The organism is Rhizobium sp. BR 317, from assembly GCF_047445835.1.
Lineage (GTDB): Bacteria > Pseudomonadota > Alphaproteobacteria > Rhizobiales > Rhizobiaceae > Rhizobium > Rhizobium paranaense.
The window spans coordinates 67034-81502 of record NZ_JARWLB010000024.1 but is presented as its reverse complement, the minus strand read 5'-3'; the positions used below and the strand labels follow the sequence as shown (position 1 = coordinate 81502).

Sequence of the window (14469 nt, the reverse complement as noted above, 5' to 3'; positions counted from 1 at the left end):
CCGCAAGACGGCCGAACTCGTCTCCGAGATCAGTGCTGCCTGCCGTGAGCAGGATATTGGTGCGGCCCAGATCAACGAGGCGATCCAGCAGCTCGACAAGGTGACGCAGCAGAATGCCGGCGCTTCGGAAGAAATGTCGGCCACTTCGGAAGAGTTGGCCGCCCAAGCTGAAGAGCTGCAGGCCTCCATCGCCTTCTTCAAGGTCGATACATCGTCCAATCGCACAAGCCGGACGGTCGCGGCCAAGGCGACCGGCAGGGTGCCGGCAGCGAACGTTCGTCAGCCGAGAGCGGCGAAGCCCACCACGGTTCAGGCGCAACAGGCACGTCTCAAGGGGTTTGCTCTCGATCTCTCCATGGGCGGCCCGGACGATGACGACCTCGAATTCAAGGAAAGTGCATGACCATGGCTACACCCGCTTTGGAAGCGCAATTCGTCACCTTCAGCCTCGGCGAGGAAGTCTTCGCCGTGCCTGTCGAAGTCGTCCGCGAAATCCTGGATTATGCCGAGGCTTTCAAGATTCCGAACGGGCCGGATTACCTGCTCGGCCTGCGCGATGTGCGCGGGCAGGGCGTTCCGACCATAGATCTCCGTCTGAAGCTTGGCCTCTCCAAGACCGTGCCGACCCCGCATACCCGCGTGCTGGTGCTGGATATTCCGATCGAAGCCAAGGTGCTGACGCTCGGCCTCGTCGCCGACCGCGTCTTCGAAGTCACCCCCTTCCGGCGGGACCAGATCGAAGCGGCGCCGGATATCGGCGTGCGCTGGCGTTCCGACTACATCGCCGGCGTCGTGCGCCGGGAGAATGGCTTCGTCGTCATCGTCGATCTCGCCCGCTTGCTGTCGCGGGAAGACACCGTCGCGCTCGATCCGCATCGCGCCGGTCATGCTGCATAGGAATTCGTCAGGGAGTGGATGGATGGGAATGGCCGCAGTTCAGGAGAGCCAAATCATCGGTGACCGCATCAGCACGCGGAATTTCGAGAAGCTGGCGCGTTTCATCTATGACTATAGCGGCATCAAGATGCCGTCGACGAAACTGACGATGCTGGAGGGGCGGTTGCGGCGGCGCCTGCGCGCGACCAGCATTGCATCATTCGACGAGTATTGCGATTTCCTGTTCAATCATGGCGGCCTTGAACAGGAAACGGTCTATCTCATCGATGCGGTAACGACCAATAAGACTGATTTCTTCCGTGAAGCCAAGCATTTCGAATTCATGCAGACTATGGCTTTGCCGATGCTGATGCGCGCCGGCCATCGCCGCCTGCGCGCATGGAGTGCCGCCTGCTCGACTGGGGCTGAGCCCTATTCGATGGCGATGGTGATGGAGGAATTTTCCGCGAGCGAAGGCGGCATCGATTATGCGATCCTGGCGACGGATCTCAGCACCGACGTGCTGCAATCGGCCAGGAGCGGCATCTACACTGATGATATGGTGTTGCCCGTTCCGGCCGAGTTGAAGCGCAAATACGTCATGGCCGCGAAAGTCCCGGACAGGCGGGAGGTGCGCATCACGCCGCGGCTGCGCTCGAAAATCGGCTTTGGCCGGATGAACCTGATGGACGAGAAATATCAGGTGGGCGATGCCATACACATCATCTTCTGCCGCAACGTCCTCATCTATTTCGACAAGCAGACGCAAGCCGGCGTTCTTTCGCGCCTCTGCGATTGTCTGGTGCCTGGCGGCTACATGTTCATCGGCCACTCGGAATCGATTACCGGCTTTGACTTACCGCTGAAACAGGTTTCCAACACGGTCTTTCAGCGAATCTAGGGCAGGTCAGCATGCCGAAGAAAATCCGCGTTCTGATCGTCGACGACTCCGCCAGCGTACGCCAGACGCTTGCGGCACTTTTATCTGACGATCCCGAGCTCGAGGTCATGGGGGTAGCGACCGATCCCTTCATGGCCGCCCGGAAGATCCAGGAGGAGGTACCCGATGTCATCACGCTGGATGTCGAGATGCCGCGCATGGATGGCATCACGTTCCTGCGCAAGCTGATGTCGCAGCGGCCGATCCCCGTCGTCATGTGCTCGTCGCTGACGGAGGCGGGTTCGGAGACGTTGCTGCAGGCCTTGGAAGCCGGTGCGGTGGATATCATCCAGAAGCCGCGGATCGGCGCGGCCGATTATCTGGCCGAGGAGGCGATGCGCATCCGTGAGGTGGTCAGGAGTGCATCCCATGCCAGGATGCCGAATGTCCGGCGCTTCGAAGCACGCTCAGCTTCCGCTTCGGGACCGGCCAGGAAGCTGACGGCCGACGCCATGCTGCCGCCGCCGACCGGCCGCGCCATGGCGAAGACGACGGAAATGGTCGTCTGCGTCGGCGCTTCGACAGGCGGCACCGAAGCATTGCGCGAGATGCTGGAGGCGCTGCCCGCCAATGCGCCGGGCATGGTCATCGTCCAGCACATGCCGGAAAAGTTTACCGCCGCCTTCGCCAAGCGGCTGAACAGCCTCTGTGAAGTGGAAGTCAAGGAAGCGGTCGATGGCGATCCGGTTCTGCGCGGCCATGTGCTGATCGCCCCCGGCGACAATCATATGCTGCTGGAACGGCAGGGTGCGCGTTACCATGTCGCTGTCAAAAAGGGGCCGCTGGTTTCGCGCCACCGGCCCTCCGTCGATGTCCTCTTCCGCTCGGCGGCGCGGGCGGCCGGATCGAATGCCATGGGTATCATCATGACCGGCATGGGCGACGACGGCGCGCGCGGCATGTTCGAGATGAAGCAGGCCGGCGCCTATACCGTTGCCCAGGACGAGGCGACCTCCGTCGTTTTCGGCATGCAGAAGGAAGCGATCGCCCGTGGCGGCGTCGATCGCGTCGTACCGCTGGAGCAGATCGCCCGTGAGATCCTGATGGCGCAGCAGAAGTTTTAGAGCCTCTTATCCGCTTATACGTGTTGGCATGGTGTGATGGTTTTTGGCCGAGGCGGCCATGTCACGACGCCGGCCTGATGAGAAAACCAGGCCTTCCGCCTCGCTGTACTTGAAATTCCCCCGATTTTGTGGTCTTGAGGCCGCCAATCTTTATCGCGCTGCCGATCCCGCTCCGCCGGGGCCTGTTTTCGGGTCCGGTCAGTGCCTTCTATATTACCCAAGGAAGCCCGATGGCCCGTTCAGCTCTTCTCAATGTCATGGTTCAGGCTGCCCTCAAGGCAGGCAAGTCGCTCAGCCGCGATTTCGGTGAAGTGCAGAACCTGCAGGTTTCGGTGAAGGGGCCGGGCGATTTCGTCAGCCAGGCCGATCTCAAAGCGCAGAAGATCATTCACGACGAGCTGCTGAAAGCGCGGCCGACCTATGGCTTCCTCGGCGAAGAGAGCGAAGAGATCAAGGGCACCGACGGCGCGCATCGCTGGATCGTCGATCCCCTCGACGGCACAACCAACTTCCTGCACGGCATTCCGATGTTCTCCATCTCGATCGCGCTGGAGCGCAATGGCGAGATCGTCGGAGGCGTCGTCTTCAATCCGGCKACGGACGAGCTCTACACTGCCGAGCGCGGCGGTGGCGCCTTCCTCAACGACCGCCGCCTGCGCGTCGCCTCGCGCCGCGTGCTTTCGGATTGCGTCATTGGCTGCGGCGTTCCGCATCTCGGCCGCGGCAACCACGGCAAGTTCCTGGTCGAGCTGCGCCATGTGATGGGTGAAGTCGCCGGCATCCGCCGCCTCGGTTCGGCAGCGCTCGATCTCGCCTATGTCGCCGCCGGCCGCTTCGACGGCTTCTGGGAAATGGGCCTGTCGCCGTGGGATATGGCAGCCGGTATCCTGCTGGTGCGTGAAGCTGGCGGTTTCGTCCTGGATTTCGACGGCGGCACCGATATGCTCGGCACCGGCTCGATCATCTGCGGTAACGAGCATATTCAAAAGGCGCTGGCCGAGGTCGTCAAGCGGCCTATCCCGACGAAATAAGGATCGCTTCCCGGCAATTGCCTGCGGCAAAACAGGCTGTTGCCAACGGATTGTTTTGTGTTTTCCGTCTCTTCAATTCGGCGCAATGTTGCTCTAGTCTCCGGGGCGGAGAATGCGGAGGCGAAGCGTGCGATGGAAAATGTGAATCTGGGGGATCTGGGGTCGACCGACAATGTGTCGGGCAATTACACCTACAAGCTCTCCAGCCCGATGGCCTTCTTTTGGACGATGATCCTTTTCCTGGTCATTGTCGGTTTTATCGTGGCGATCCTGTTTCGCCAGGCTCAAGTCGCCTTCCTGCATAATCCAGGCCTCAACGGATTGATCCTCGGCGTGCTGGCCGTCGGTATTCTGCTGGTCTTCAATCACGTCCTGATGCTCAGGCCGGAAGTTCGCTGGTTCAACCATTTCCGCGCCGTCGGCAATGCTGCCGACAAGGTCGGTCGCAATCCCAGGCTTCTGGCGCCCATGCGGGCGCTGATCGGCAACCGGCGCGGCATGCAATTGTCGACGGCGACACTGCGCTCGATCCTCGATTCCATCGCCACCCGCCTTGACGAGTCGCGCGACACGTCGCGCTATCTTATCGGCCTGCTCGTCTTCCTCGGCCTGCTCGGCACCTTCTGGGGCCTGATCGGTACGATCGGCTCGATCAACGATGTTATCCAGAGCCTTGATGTCGGCTCCGGCGACACCGGTGACATTCTCGGCGCGCTGAAGACCGGCCTTTCCGGCCCGCTGGTCGGCATGGGCACGGCATTTTCTTCCTCGCTGCTCGGCCTTTCCGGCTCGCTGATTCTCGGGTTTCTCGACCTTCAGGCCGGCCGCGCGCAGAACCGCTTCTACACCGAACTGGAAAACTGGCTTTCTTCCGTCACCGATGTCGGCTCGGATATCTCTCCGGTGATCGAAGGTGCCAACGGTGCATCCTCCGAGGATGTGCGTGCGCTTTCGGAATATCTGCGCAAGATCGCGGAAGAAGGTGGCGGCGGCCAGCGTTCGGTGACGGCCATGGCGAACCTCGCCGAGGGCATCCAGGGCCTGGTCAAAAACATGCGCAACGAGCAGCAGATGCTGCGCGACTGGATCGAAGCGCAGCAGGAAGAGGCGAAATCGATGCGCCGCACGCTTGATCGCCTCGCCGATCGCATCAGCCACACCGAGAAGACCGGGAGCAAGTAAGTCATGGCGCTCGCGCGAAACAGTCGCCACAAGAGAACGGTCGATTATTGGCCAGGCTTCGTCGATGCGCTCTCCACGCTGCTGATGGCGATCATGTTCCTGCTGACGGTATTCGTCGTCGGTCAGTTCATCCTGAGCCGTGAGATTTCCGGCCGCGACGAGGTGCTGAATCGCCTCAATAGCCAGATCAACGAATTGACGCAGGCATTGGCGCTCGAAAAGAGCGGCAAGCAGGATCTGGAGGATTCCGTCGCCAATCTGCAAGCGTCGCTTTCGGCGGTAGAGGGCGACCGCTCGCGTCTGCAGGCGCTGCTCGACGCCGGCTCCGGCAACAGTCAGGCGGCGCAACAGCGGGTTGGCACGCTGACGCAGCAGCTTGACGAGCAGAAGCAGGCGAGTGCCCGCGCGCTGAGCCAGGTCGATCTTCTCAACCAGCAGATCGCTGCACTGCGCAGCCAGATCGCCGCCGTCGAGGCCGCGTTGCAGGCATCGGAGCAGAAGGATCAGACGTCGCAGGTGAAGATCGCCGATCTTGGACGGCGGCTGAATGTGGCGCTGGCGCAGCGCGTGCAGGAGCTGAACCGTTATCGTTCCGACTTCTTCGGGCGCTTGCGCGAAATTCTCTCCGACCGCGACAATATCCGTATCGTCGGCGACCGCTTCGTCTTCCAGTCGGAAGTGCTGTTCCCTTCGGGTGCGGCGGATCTCAATCCGGACGGTCAGGCGGAGATGGCCAAGCTTGCTGCCGCATTGATCGACCTTTCCAAGGAAATTCCGCCCGAGATCAACTGGGTGCTGCGTGTCGACGGCCATACCGACAATGTGCCGCTCTCGGGCAGCGGCCGCTATCCTGACAACTGGGCTCTGTCGTCGGCGCGCGCCATCGCCGTCGTCAAGTTCCTGATTGCCCACGGCGTTCCCGCGGATCGGCTTGTGGCCGCCGGCTTCGGAGAGTTCCAGCCGATCGCTCCGGGTGATACGCCGGAAGCCCGCGCCACCAACCGCCGTATCGAGTTGAAGCTGACGGAGAAATAATCGTCAGTTTCGGTCGGCCTGAATGGTATCGAGGCGCGCCTGCAAGAATTCGCGGACGGCGGAACTGTTGCTAAGCCCGATCGCAGTGCGATAGGCCGTAACGGCGCTTTCCGTTTCTCCGGTTTCCGCAAGCAGATGGGCGCGGACGGCCCAATAGGGTTGGTAGCTGAGGATATCGCGCTCAGCCAACTGGTTCAGCTTGTGCAATCCGGCCGCAGCCCCCTGTGCCCGTCCGATAACAGCGGCCTGGCTGACGCGAGCGCCGACGGTGGGTTTCATCAGCACGAGTGCGTCATAGAGCTTTGCGAGCGCCGTCCAGTCAGTGACACCGGAGCGTCGGCGTTCAGAATGAACGGATTGGATGGCCGCCTGGCATTGGAATGGGCCGAAGCGATCGAAGGCCCCTGCCTGCCACAGCAGGCTATCGGCTTCGGCCATCATGATGGCGTTCCACCGCGCAGTGTCCTGATCTGCGAGTGGCACATAGCGGCCATCCGCATCCCGGCGAGCGGTACGGCGGGCTTCGCAGTAAAGCATCAGGGACAACAAGCCTGTCACCTCTGGCTCTTGTGGCATGGTGGCGAGCAGGGCGCGGCCAAGCCAGATGGCTTCGTCTGCCAGGGAGTTGCGCTTGTCATCTTCGCCATCGAGCCCATCCCAGCCGAGGCCATAGGCGGCATAGATCGCCGAAAGGACGCTCGTCAGCCGTTCCGGCAGCGCGGAGCGGTCGGGGACGCTCAAGGGAATATGGGCCTCGCGGATTTTGGTCTTTGCCCGAACCAGCCTCTGGCTCATCGTTTCCGGTGAGACGATGAAGGCTTGCGCCATGGTCCTGGCGTCTATGCCGAGAACCGTTTGCAGCATCAACGGCGTATGGACGGACCGGTCGATCGCCGGATGGGTGCAGGTAAACAGCAGCTTCAGCCGCTCGTCGGGGAAGGTGGGGCCATCCGCATTCATGCGCTCCTCCGCTTCCTCGAAAGCCAGGGCGATCGTATCGCGGGCGGCGGCCTTGACGTTTGCATGCCTGGCGGCGCCAAAAAGATTGCGTCGTGCCGCGACCAACAGCCAGGCCTCAGGATTGTCGGGAATGCCGCGTGCCGGCCAAGTGCGAAGTGCGGCTGCAAGTGCTTCGGACAGCGCATCCTCCGCCGCCGGCACATCGCCAGAGCGCGCTGCGAGGAAAGCGATCAACTTGCCGTAGGATTGGCGCGCCACCCGTTCGGTGGCGCGTCCAACGTCATGGTTCATGGCCATCTCACATTTTCAGGCGCGGCCGTACTTCGACGGATCCCTGCTGAGAGATCGGCACGCGCCCGGCCCATTCCAAAGCGGCGTCGAGATTCGGAACATCGATCAGATAGAAGCCGCCGAGCTGCTCCTTACCTTCCGGGAAGGGACCGTCCTGCACATCGTGGTCTTCGCCGCGGCGGCGCACGACCGTTGCGGTTTCCGGCTGGGTCAATCCGGCACCGCCGGTCATGATGCCGGCCTGGATAAGCGCCTGGGTATAGGCGATCCAGCCATTCTTGTAGGCGGGATCCTCGCGCCGCTTAAAATCCTCGGCCGATTCACGGATGATCAACGCATATTCCATGGGGAAACTCCTGCTGGCTGTGTTGGCGGTAAGCCGGACTGGACGCTGCATCTAAGGAGCAAATGCTAAAATGTGCAACGCCGCCGGCGAAACGGCTTCATGCCCGTTTCAATACCATGAGCCGCGAGCGAGGCCGATTTCGACAGACCGGAGCAGATTTTCCGAAATTTTTTTGATGGGCAAACGAAAACGGCCGGTGCGCCCGAAGGCGACCGGCCGTGGAAGGCTATAGTGCTCGACGCGAAGTCTTAGGCAGTGGTCTGGTCGTCGATAGCGGCAGCGCCGACATGGGACTTGATCGATTCAATGGCGTGGAGGGCCGAAGCCTTCGCCTTGTAGCCTTCGGAGGCAAACATGGTTTCGCCGTTCGAGGCCTTGAACCGGAAGCGGAATTCGCCAGCCTTGTCCTTGTAGACTTCAAATTTATACATGGTTCCCGTCTCCTAGAATCGCGTCAGCGCGAGATAACGCCAAAAATCTAGCGCAACTTTAAAGCTATTTCCACCTGTTGTATTCAGCTTGCTTGATCCCTCGTCATTTGACGGCAAGCATGCGGTCCTCGATGCCGGCGTCGAATTGCAGCCGCGCCAGTTTGGCGTAGATGCCGCCATGATGGATCAGGCTTTGATGCGTGCCTTCTTCGACGATGCGGCCCTGATCGAGCACCAGGATGCGGTCGGCCTTCAGAACCGTTGCCAGGCGATGGGCGATGACGAGGGTGGTGCGCGTTTCCATCAGGCCATCGAGTGCCTTCTGCACCAGCGTTTCGCTCTCTGCGTCGAGTGCCGATGTCGCTTCGTCGAGCAGCAGGATCGGCGCATTCTTCAGGATGGCGCGGGCAATGGCGATGCGCTGGCGCTGGCCGCCGGAAAGGGTAATGCCGCGCTCGCCGACGTTCGTGTCGTAACCTTTGTCCAGCCGCGAGATGAACTCATCCGCCTGAGCGGCGATCGCTGCGGCGCGGACCTCGTCGCGGGAGGCTTCGGGGCGGCCGAAGGCAATGTTGTCATGGATAGAGGCGGCGAAAATGGTCGTGTCCTGCGGCACGATGGCGATGCGGTCACGCAGGGCATCGGGCAAGACGCGACGGGCGTCGATGCCGTCGATGGCGACGCTACCCTGTTGCGGATCATAGAAGCGCAGCAGCAGCGAGAAGACCGTGCTCTTGCCGGCACCGGAAGGGCCGACGATCGCCACGGTCTCGCCCGGCTTGACGGAAAGCGAGAGGCCATGCAGCGCCGATTTGCCCGGCCGCGACGGATAGGAGAAATGTACGTCGGAGAATTCCACGCGGCCCTGCGGCGGCTGGGGCAGGAGCAGCGGATCGGCGGGGACGGCGATCGGCGAGACTTCAGCCAGAAGTTCGCCCAAGCGATCAGCCGCGCCCGCGGCTTGTGACAGCTCGCCCCAGACTTCCGACAGCGAGCCGAGCGACGTGCCGGCGATCACGGAGTAGAGGAGGAACTGGCCAAGCGTTCCCGCCGACATCGTTCCGGCCAGAACATTCTGCGCGCCGACCCAAAGCACGGCAACGATGCTGCCGAAGACCATGGTGATGGCAAAGCCGGTCAGCAGCGAGCGGGATTTGATCGCAGCACGCGCCGCCTGATAGGCATCCTCGACCGCGGCGCCATAGCGCTGCGCTGCCGCCGCCTCGCCGTTAAAGGCCTGGATGGTGCGGCTGGCGGCGATGGTTTCGTTCGCATAGGCGGATGCATTGGCGAGCGTATCCTGTGCGGCGCGCGAGCGCTTGCGCACGGAGCGACCGAAGCTGACGAGTGGCAGCACGATGACCGGAATGGCAATCAGCACGATGCTCGATAGCTTCGGGCTGGTGACGATCATCATGCCCACGGCGCCAAGACAGAGAATGAGATTGCGCAGCGCCACCGAAGCCGTTGCGCCGACAGCAGACTTGATCTGCGTCGTGTCGGCCGTCAGCCGCGAGACGATCTCGCCGGATTGATTGACATCGAAGAAGGAGGGCGACAGCCGCGTCACATGATCGAAGACTTCGCGGCGCATATCAGAGACGATGCGCTCACCAATGGTAATGACAAAATAATAGCGCAGCGCGCTTGCGATCGCGAGGATGACGGCCATAGCCATCATCGCGGCGAAATAGCTGTCGATGAGACCGCGATCGGACTGATCGAAGCCATGGTCGATCATGCGCCGCACGGCAAGCGGCAAAGCGAGGGAGGTGACGGCAGCAACGGTCAGGGCGATCAGCGCGCCCAGCACCATGCCGCGATAGCGCCTGAGATAGGGTGCCAGGCGGCTAAGCGGCCGAATGGATCTGCGTTTTTTCTCGTCTGCCTGGGCCGTCTCTGACAAGTCGTCTCCAATCCCCATATCAGCAAGGGACTTCGCTCTTTCGCCCCTTGTTATCCTTGCTGCCTTCATGTATAGGCACGCCATCTTAATTGGAAGCCGTGGCCTCAATCGGACTGCGGCTTCATTTATTCAATCGGTTCGGTTGCCGCAATGGCTTGCGACAAATGGACCCTGGCATGACAGGAAGATTGTTATGAAGGCCAACATCCATCCCGACTACCACACGATCAAGGTGGTCATGACCGACGGCACCGAATACGAAACCCGCTCGACCTGGGGTTCGGAAGGCGCTGTCATGAACCTCGAAATCGACAGCAAGTCTCACCCGGCCTGGACCGGCGGCAACCAGCAGCTCATGGACCGCGGCGGCCGCGTTTCCAAGTTCAACAAGCGTTTCGGCGGCCTCGGCATCTAATCGCTTCGAGATTTGGTATTTTGAAAGAGCCCGGTTTTGCCGGGCTTTTTTGTTGTCTTGTCAGGCCCATCGCTGCCATTCGTCTTCCGACCAAACAAAATAAAACCGGCTGTGCAGAACACGACCGGTTTATTCGTCAGCCATAGGCTACTGAATTCAGGTATTTCCAAATGCCGTCTGCAGCAGGCTGAGCTGCGCTTTGACGCTGTTCTGGTTGTCCGGAACGATCGGAGCTTCCGTCGGGCGATAGATCTCGCGGTCGAGCAGGGCGACGCGATTCTGAAGGCGCAAGGAGCGCTCGACGAGGTCACGGAAGGCTTCCGGAAGGTCGTTCCAGCCGGGTGCGTTGCGGTCGACGTTGAAGCCGTCGAGACGGACCTTGTTCTTTTCAGCCAGCACCTGATCCCGCGACATTTCACCGTTGTTGACGGCGCGCTGCAGCAGCAGCCACGAGGCCATCTGCATGAGGCGGGTGGTCAGGCGCATGGATTCAGCCGCATAAAGCACGGAGGCCATGCGCGGAAGAACCTTGGAAGCGGCACGGCCCTGACCGTCGAGGTAAGCCGCGGTTTCTTCAACCAGCGCCATGCCTTCGGAATAAAGCATCCTGAACTGCGCCGACGAAGCTGCATGGCCAGCAAAGCTGATGGTATTCAAACCAAGTTCCGACATCGAAATAATCCCTGCTTCACGCAACACTTTTGTTCAGGAAAATCCGCTCAAGTTCAGAAGAACTCTCGGGTCCGCTCTTATGACTTCAAGATGGTGGTTTTAACTGAAATTCGCAAGGCGATTCTTAAGAAAGGGTTAATCTCCACAGTTTMGTCGGGCGCGCTGCGTCGAGGCGAAAAAGAAGAGCCGCAAAAGCGGCTCTCAAGGTAAAACAGGGAGAAAAATCAGACCAATTCGCCAAGTGGAGGAACTGTCTGAGTCCAGAGCAAATCTGGATGGTCATAGTAATATGTCGTAAAGCTTAATATTCCGTTGAACATGTCTCAATCTGTACTTCGATCGCACAAATCTGCGCTGATGCAGGCTTACGAGCGGAACAGGTTTTCGGCGGCCTGACGGCCGGACGCCTTGGTGGCGATCTCGGCTTCCAGCCGGGCGATCTCCGCCTGCATCAGTGCGACGCGCGCCCTGAGCTCGTCGACGGAGAGCAGCGACAAATCGCTGCCGATTTCGTGCGCGGACGGCTTCTTCGGGCGGTCATCATCGAAAATGCTCATCTGTCTCCTCCTTCTTGCCGTCGCCTTGTCACCCCGGCGGCTCATGTGCCGTAGTTTACCGTCATATCTTCCTTTTTCGAAGCCTCGCTGCGCGCCAGCGACATGCTTTCCGGCGTGATCATCTGCGCATTCGCCGAAGGCATCGTGGTGTAGGCGTCGCGATCGCTGGCGGGCTTGGCGGCGCGCATGCGGCTGCGGAAGATCGCGTAGGTCGTGATCAGCACATGGGCGACAGCGGTGACGAAGAACAGCGAGTAAGGGCCGATGGCGGACATGACGGGACCGCCGAGCGTCGGGCCGATGATCGTGCCGATACCGTAGAGCAGCAACAGGCCGCCGGAGACCTTCACGAAATCCTCAGGTGCGGCGAAGTCGTTGGCATGGGCGACGGTGATCGGATAGAGCGTGTTGGCGACGGCGCCATAGATGACCACCATGCCGATCAGGAAAAGAGGACCGGTCGGCTGCAACAGGAAAAGCAGCAGCCCGTCGATGGCTGCAATCGCGGCCATACCAGCCAGCACGTAGCGGCGGTCGATGCGATCGGAAAGACGGCCTGCCGGAAACTGCATCACGGCGCCGGCAAAGATGGTCGAGCTCATCATCAGTGCGATATTACCATCCGAGAGACCGGCATTGGCGCCGAAGACGGCGCCGAGCGTACCGTAGGCACCATTGGCGATGCCGACCAGCAGGATGCCGATGGAGGCGACAGGCGAATTGCGATAGAGCGCCTTCAGATCCAGGCTGACGGCTTTCAGCGGCTGCGGCGAAGCGGCTGTCGAGAGCGTCGTCGGCAGCATGGCGACGCAATAGCAGATGCCGCAGAACATGAAGAGGATCGGCGTGTGAATATCCTCGAAGGGGATCATCATCTGGCCGGCGACGGCGCCGATCAACGTGATGCCGATATAAAGCGAGAAGATGGCGCCGCGGCTTTCATTGGTGGCGCGTTCGTTGAGCCAGCTTTCGATGATCATCGAGGTGCCGGCTGTGCAGAAGCCGGTAACGGCGCGCAGCAACACCCACCAGGTGGCGTCGACGATGATGCCGGTCAGCAGCGCGATGATGGCAATGACGGCGATGAAACCGGAAAAGGCGCGGACATGGCCGATGCGCCGGACCAGTTTCGGCGCCGTCAGGCAGCCGAGCACGAAGCCGGTCGCCCAGGTMGTGCCGAGCAGGCCGAGTGTCGTCGTGGCGTAACCCTCGGCTGTGCCGCGCACCGGCAGAAGCAGGCTGTGCAGGCCATTGCCGGTGAATAGGAAGAGCGTACCGAAAAGCAGGGCAAGAACGGGTAAAATATTTCTCTTCATGTTCCCACTTTCATGCGGTTCCGCTTAAAGAACCGATAAGGCAGGACAAAGCCCTGCCAGTTTTCGCTATTGATTGTGCCCCGGATTGCCGTTATCGGCGTGTAGAAACAGTCTGTTGGCGCGGAAAAATGTCCGTCCTATGACGAATAGAGCATGATCGTGAAAACTGCGCAGTGGTTTTCGAAAAAGCCATGCTCACTCTTGCGCAAACGGGGAAAAATACCGTGACAAAAGTGATCGCGGTGCTGCTGTTGCTGGCCATGGCGGTGCAAATCATCAAGCCGCTGGGCCTTCCCGGCCTCAAACGGCGTGCCGATTTCTGGAAGATCGCCGTGATTGCCTTCGCAATCTGGACGATCGCTTTGGTCATCAACGAGACATTTTAACGCATGAGCTTGAAGGCGGGGCGTCGACGGCTAGTGCATGTCGCGCAAAAGTGTGCGGCGGTTTTGCGAAAACGACATGCACAAACAAGGAGCTAAAGCGTGGGAGCGAATCTGAAAGATCGCGACGAGCTTTAGAATGTGACTTCGCCGCGCATGACGCTGACACAGTCGCCAGAGATGAAGACGTCGGCGACGGAGCCGGCGGATTTCCTGACATCGAGGTTAATCAGGCTGCGCCGGCCCATTTCCACGCCCTGTTCGATGGTGATCTGCACTTCCGCGTCGGCTTTAGGCAGCAACGAGGTGAGATAGGCGCCGAGTGCGGCGGAGGCGCTGCCGGTTGCCGGATCTTCGAGAACACCATCCAGCGGCGCGAACATGCGGGCGCGGATATGCTGGGGTTTTTCGGCCGAGCGCGTATAGAGGAACAGCGAAAAATCGGTCTTCTCGTCCTCATGGCGGGCGGCCGCTTCCGCGAAAACGGCGGCGTTCGGGCGGGCCTTGCCGAGGGTTTCGAGACCATCCACTTCGGCGAAGGCGAAGAGCAGCCCGACGGAGGCGAATGTCGGGCCATGCGTCGTGTGACGGATGGATGCGGGATCGAGCTGAACGCAGCGAGCAACGAGATCGCCGGCGATGGCGCTGCCGACTTGCAACGCGCCGGGCGCCCGTATCTTCGCGCCGCTTACCTCATTGCCATTGCGCAGCAGTTCCACATCCACCAGCCCGGCTTTCTCTTCGAAGAGAAGCCTGTCACCCGGCGTCTTTCCGAATATCTCCGTTTGCCGCCCGAGCACGAAAGCCGTCCCGACATTCGGATGGCCAGCAAAGGGGATTTCCTTGGTTGGCGTGAAGATGCGGACACGCGCCGTATTGTCGGGATTCTCTGGCGGAAGAACGAAGGTCACTTCGGAATAATTGACCTCCGTCGCGATCTTCTGCAACGCCTCGTCGCTCAAACCGCGCGCATCCGGGATAACGGCGAGCGGGTTGCCGGCGAAGCGTTCGGAGGTGAAGACATCGGTGGTGACATAGGCGACGGCGTTCATAGGCTGCTCCCG

Annotated in this window: 16 protein-coding genes and 1 pseudogene; 9 read left to right on the top strand and 8 right to left on the bottom strand. The window is 60.8% G+C overall.

Going from position 1 to position 14469, the window contains the following annotated elements:
• The 7 genes and pseudogenes from QD357_RS27660 to QD357_RS27630 all read left to right on the top strand — a co-directional run.
• Nucleotides 1–403, top strand: a pseudogene (locus QD357_RS27660) (methyl-accepting chemotaxis protein); the annotation flags it as partial.
• Entirely contained in the window at nt 400–897 is a 498-nt protein-coding gene (locus QD357_RS27655; protein ID WP_181316092.1) for a chemotaxis protein CheW, read from the top strand. The pseudogene QD357_RS27660 and the gene QD357_RS27655, both read left to right, overlap by 4 nt.
• 22 nt (nt 898–919) lie before the next feature.
• Nucleotides 920–1777 (top strand): CheR family methyltransferase, encoded by an 858-nt coding sequence (locus QD357_RS27650; protein WP_107109144.1) that lies wholly within the window; start codon nt 920–922, stop codon nt 1775–1777.
• Nucleotides 1778–1788: 11 nt separating this feature from the next.
• Complete coding sequence (locus QD357_RS27645) at nt 1789–2880, top strand: protein-glutamate methylesterase/protein-glutamine glutaminase (RefSeq protein ID WP_107109143.1); 1092 nt, start codon at nt 1789–1791, stop codon at nt 2878–2880.
• Between the two features lie 230 nt (nt 2881–3110).
• A complete protein-coding gene (locus QD357_RS27640) occupies nt 3111–3911 on the top strand; it encodes an inositol monophosphatase family protein (protein WP_107109142.1) in 801 nt (266 codons plus the stop codon).
• A 132-nt stretch (nt 3912–4043) separates the two neighbouring features.
• Nucleotides 4044–5093, top strand: a complete 1050-nt coding sequence (locus tag QD357_RS27635) for a flagellar motor protein MotA (protein WP_107109141.1) — start codon at nt 4044–4046, stop codon at nt 5091–5093.
• 3 nt (nt 5094–5096) lie between these two features.
• Nucleotides 5097–6128, top strand: a complete 1032-nt coding sequence (locus tag QD357_RS27630) for a peptidoglycan -binding protein (protein ID WP_107109140.1) — start codon at nt 5097–5099, stop codon at nt 6126–6128.
• A 3-nt stretch (nt 6129–6131) separates the two neighbouring features.
• Here the strand turns inward: QD357_RS27630 and QD357_RS27625 are convergent, their stop codons facing one another.
• The 4 genes from QD357_RS27625 to QD357_RS27610 form a co-directional block, all read right to left on the bottom strand.
• The gene (locus tag QD357_RS27625; RefSeq protein ID WP_107109462.1) at nt 6132–7379 is read right to left on the bottom strand and encodes an RNA polymerase sigma factor; all 1248 of its coding nucleotides are present in this window, start codon (nt 7377–7379) and stop codon (nt 6132–6134) included.
• A gap of 7 nt (nt 7380–7386) precedes the next feature.
• Nucleotides 7387–7725, bottom strand: a complete 339-nt coding sequence (locus tag QD357_RS27620; protein ID WP_107109139.1) for a YciI family protein — start codon at nt 7723–7725, stop codon at nt 7387–7389.
• Nucleotides 7726–7973: 248 nt separating this feature from the next.
• On the bottom strand, nt 7974–8156 hold the full coding sequence (locus QD357_RS27615) for a YegP family protein (RefSeq protein ID WP_107109138.1): 183 nt from the start codon (nt 8154–8156) through the stop codon (nt 7974–7976).
• A gap of 103 nt (nt 8157–8259) precedes the next feature.
• Nucleotides 8260–10062, bottom strand: coding sequence for an ABC transporter transmembrane domain-containing protein (locus QD357_RS27610; RefSeq protein WP_107109137.1), 1803 nt, complete (start codon nt 10060–10062; stop codon nt 8260–8262).
• A gap of 193 nt (nt 10063–10255) precedes the next feature.
• On the opposite strand from QD357_RS27610, the gene rpmE reads away from it, so the two are divergent.
• The gene (rpmE, locus tag QD357_RS27605; protein WP_104824196.1) at nt 10256–10477 is read left to right on the top strand and encodes a 50S ribosomal protein L31; all 222 of its coding nucleotides are present in this window, start codon (nt 10256–10258) and stop codon (nt 10475–10477) included.
• Nucleotides 10478–10633: 156 nt separating this feature from the next.
• Here rpmE and QD357_RS27600 read toward each other — a convergent pair whose 3' ends face one another.
• From QD357_RS27600 to QD357_RS27590, 3 genes are all read right to left on the bottom strand, one after another.
• On the bottom strand, nt 10634–11149 hold the full coding sequence (locus tag QD357_RS27600) for a DUF1465 family protein (protein WP_107109136.1): 516 nt from the start codon (nt 11147–11149) through the stop codon (nt 10634–10636).
• Between the two features lie 365 nt (nt 11150–11514).
• Nucleotides 11515–11706, bottom strand: coding sequence for a DUF1192 domain-containing protein (locus QD357_RS27595; protein ID WP_107109135.1), 192 nt, complete (start codon nt 11704–11706; stop codon nt 11515–11517).
• A gap of 41 nt (nt 11707–11747) precedes the next feature.
• Nucleotides 11748–13022 carry an MFS transporter gene (locus QD357_RS27590; RefSeq protein WP_107109134.1) on the bottom strand — a complete coding sequence of 425 codons (1275 nt, stop codon included), beginning with the start codon at nt 13020–13022 and terminating at the stop codon, nt 11748–11750.
• Between the two features lie 224 nt (nt 13023–13246).
• On the opposite strand from QD357_RS27590, the gene QD357_RS27585 reads away from it, so the two are divergent.
• On the top strand, nt 13247–13408 hold the full coding sequence (locus QD357_RS27585; RefSeq protein ID WP_183937679.1) for a hypothetical protein: 162 nt from the start codon (nt 13247–13249) through the stop codon (nt 13406–13408).
• Between the two features lie 131 nt (nt 13409–13539).
• On the opposite strand, the gene QD357_RS27580 is transcribed toward QD357_RS27585, so the two are convergent.
• A complete protein-coding gene (locus QD357_RS27580) occupies nt 13540–14457 on the bottom strand; it encodes a PhzF family phenazine biosynthesis protein (RefSeq protein WP_107109132.1) in 918 nt (305 codons plus the stop codon).
• Between the last annotated feature and the right edge of the window lie 12 nt (nt 14458–14469).